Annotated in this window: 2 protein-coding genes; one reads left to right on the top strand and one right to left on the bottom strand. The window is 57.0% G+C overall.

Annotated features, from left to right (window positions below; translation table 11 throughout):
• Nucleotides 1-209: 209 nt before the first annotated feature.
• On the top strand, nt 210-1,595 hold the full coding sequence (locus FBQ85_28115; protein ID MDL1878999.1) for an L-serine ammonia-lyase: 1,386 nt from the start codon (nt 210-212) through the stop codon (nt 1,593-1,595).
• A gap of 215 nt (nt 1,596-1,810) precedes the next feature.
• Here the strand turns inward: FBQ85_28115 and FBQ85_28110 are convergent.
• Nucleotides 1,811-3,480 (bottom strand): T9SS type A sorting domain-containing protein (locus FBQ85_28110; GenBank protein ID MDL1878998.1); only part of this gene is annotated, 1,670 nt, incomplete at its 5' end.

The raw sequence follows: 3,480 nt of genomic DNA, 5'->3' as shown, positions 1-3,480 counted from the left end.
GTGGAAGCCGCCCCGCTGCATCCGGTGCGGCGGGAAAAAGAGTTGCCGGCAGCCGTGCAAATGATGATAGCGCAATCGCCGCGCGCGGTGTTCGCCATTCCCCGCGCCGAGCATGTGCCGGATTTGACCGTGCAAACGGATATTCCCGAAGTCCGGGCATATTTGGAAAAACAGTATCATAATTTTTGAGCGAACGAGGGCATTTTCCTATGGCTGCTGACATCAGCGTTTTCGATCTTTTCAAAATCGGCATCGGGCCTTCCAGCTCGCACACGGTCGGCCCGATGAAAGCCGCGCGGCTCTTTGTGCGGGCCTTGCAAGCCGCCGGACAGTTGCATGAAACCAAGGCGCTGCACGTCGAGCTGTTTGGCTCGCTGGCGTTGACCGGCAAAGGGCACGGCACGGATCGCGCAATTTTGCTGGGACTCGAAGGCGAAGAGCCGGATAAAATCGATCCGGATGAAATCGACGGGCGCCTGGCGAACATCCGCAGCGCGCAGGCCCTGGCGTTGCTCAAACGCCATGCGGTCGCGTTCGAGGAAAAGCGCGATTTGCTTTTTCATTACAATCAGAATTTGCCGCTGCACCCCAACGGCATGCGTTTCACGGCGTTTGCGGCTAGTCAAAAAATACTCGATCAGCAAGTTTATTATTCGGTGGGCGGCGGGTTTGTCATGCAGGAAGATGAAATCTCCAACACGCAAACCGCCGGCGAGTCCCACGCCATTCCTTTTCCATTCAACAGCGGTGAGGAGCTGTTGCGCCTCGGCCGCGAACACAATCTGGCGATTCACCAGCTCGTGCTCGAAAATGAAAAATGCTGGCGCAGTGAAGCGGAGATTCGTGAAAAACTTCTGTTGATCTGGGAGGTAATGCAGGCCTGCGTGCAACGCGGCCTGCGGCAGGAAGGTTATTTGCCCGGGCTGTTGCAGGTGAGGCGCCGCGCGCCGCAACTGTTTCGCGAACTGACCTCGGCGCCGGAGAAAAGCCTGCGCGATCCGCTGAGTGTGATGGATTGGGTGAATCTCTATGCCTTCGCCGTCAATGAAGAAAATGCTGCGGGCGGCCGCGTGGTTACCGCGCCGACCAACGGCGCCGCCGGCATCGTGCCGGCCGTGTTGCATTATTATCAGCGGCTCTCGGCTTTTCCCACAGAAGAGGGCATTATCCGGTTCTTTTTAGCAGCCGGCGCGATCGGCAAGCTCTACAAACAAAACGCCTCGATTTCAGGCGCAGAGGTGGGATGCCAAGGCGAGGTGGGCGTGGCATGCTCGATGGCCGCCGCCGGTCTGGTTGCGGCGCTGGGCGGCAGCAACGAACAAATCGAAAATGCCGCGGAAATCGGCATGGAACACAATCTCGGGTTGACCTGTGATCCGGTGGGCGGCCTGGTGCAGATTCCGTGCATCGAGCGCAATGCCATGGGCGCGGTGAAAGCGATCAATGCCGCGCGCATGGCCATGAAAAGCGATGGCTCGCACAAAGTCTCGCTCGATCAAGTGATCACAACGATGCGGCAAACCGGCGCGGATATGAAGACGAAATACAAAGAAACCTCGCAGGGCGGCCTGGCGGTGAATGTGATTGAGTGCTGATAATCGCAAAGATGGATTTTAAATCATCACTTTCTGATCGGGCGCATGATGATCGAAATCTGCATTAAGACTCTCAACGGCTCACCCACAAAATTGAAATCCCACAGAAAAGCGTTTTTGGCGAGATGCTGTGGGATTTCTGCTTTTGCGGCAGTCTTTTGAACTTGCACAGCACTGGCGAAGCGCCAGTTGTCGGCTCGACAGAGCCAAAGATGTCACCTCACAATCAGCAACTTTCTTACCTGTTGCTGCGAGCCCGCTTGCAGCTTGTAGAAATACACGCCGCTTTTGACCATCTCGCCGGCGCGATCGCGGCCGTTCCAGCGCGCGGCAAATTGCCCGGATTGATAGGCTTGATCGAGCAATGTCGTGACTTCCCTTCCCAGCAAATCGAAAATCTTCAGCGTGACGCGTTCCGCGGTGAGATCGATCGGCAATTGAAAACGAATGATTGTTTCAGATAAACCGGCATTCATGCGCCAGGGATTGGGGTAGCTGGCACTCAAGTGAAACACGCTCGGAAGTTCGGTGCCAGGTTCTGCAACGCCGGTTGCGCCGGTCAGCCAATTCATGACATTCTGCAACACCTGCTCGGGAGTGGCATAGCGCGCGGGCTGGCGGATGATACTTTCGAAGCCGAACCCGAATAACACCAGGCGCGATTGGTTGGTCGCGTCTTCCACATGCACGCCCGCGACCATGCCCGAGGTGGTATCATAGACCATGCACGCTGCGGCGTGGGCGTCCGGCAACAGAACGTCACGCGAAGTTTGATTATTCGCGCCGCCGCCGCCGGCCGTCACAACCGAGAGCAAGTCCTTGCCGATGGGATCGCTTTGCACGCCGTGCAAGAAGAAATCGTTGAGATTTTCCTCGAAGGAAACATGCAAACGTTGCTGCAAAAACTCGCTGCCTTGCAGGCTTTCGGCAATGTTCTGGCCGGTCAGAAACAGGCGGCCGCCGCGATCAAGATATGCCGCCAGGCTGTCGCGTTCCGCCGGCGTCAACACGTCGCTGCCGGAAGCGTTGCCGGTAAACCAAATCATCACATTGCGGTTGAAACGATTCATCGCGCTCACCGGCGCCGGGCCGCGTTGCGCTTGCGGCCAATAATAAGCCGAGATTTGCGCGGCTTGCAAGGCCGTGGTATAATAATTTTGAAAATTTCCCAGGGGATCATCGTTGACCACCAAAACGTCTGCCGGCTCAACCGTAACCTGCAACACGGTCGGCGCGCCGGGTGCCACCACCAGATTTGGCAACGTTTGTGTCAAGTAGGGAATTTCCGGTTCGATCACGAGCCGGTCATAGGCCACCAGCGGCGGAGAGGAAACAAAAATATTATCGAAGGCAAAATTGCCCTGGCTGTCGCTGCTGTCGGTGAGTACATAGTCTGCGCTTTGATCGCTGCTCACGTAAAGCGTCAGCTTGGCGCGAATACCCTTGCCGTTTGCCTCGCGCAGCTCGCCGCGCAGGGCGCTCAGCTCCAGCAGCGGTGTGAGGCTGTTATCAAGTTGCAGAACTTCACCATTTGCCACATTGACGCGTACCGTATCGGTTGCAAAAGGAAACGCCTTGAAGACAATGGTATGCTGGCCGCTGCTGGTGCGCAAGCGATACTCGCCATTGGCGCCGGTGCGCAGGGTTTTGTTGGCTTCGAGAAAGTGAATGGTGGCGTTCGTCAGCGCTGCGCCGCCCTCACTGTTCGTGACGTTGCCTTGCACGCTGGCCACGCCCGTGCTATCCAGCCGAAAAACATACAGGCCGGTTTCGATATCAGAAACCACAAACGTGCCGGAGGGAAAATAGGGAAACACGCCCCACGCGCCATTAAAGCCGGGGGGCTCGCTGGAGGTATCATAATAGCCAATTTCCGCTGGATCGC

It is taken from the genome of Cytophagia bacterium CHB2, assembly GCA_030263535.1.
Lineage (GTDB): Bacteria > Zhuqueibacterota > Zhuqueibacteria > Zhuqueibacterales > Zhuqueibacteraceae > Coneutiohabitans.
This window is presented reverse-complemented; position numbering and strand designations above follow the sequence as displayed.

Excerpts from the sequence above, each read along its gene's own strand:
- FBQ85_28115 (MDL1878999.1), top strand. The coding sequence starts at position 210 with ATGGCTGCTGACATCAGCGTTTTCGATCTTTTCAAAATCGGCATCGGG.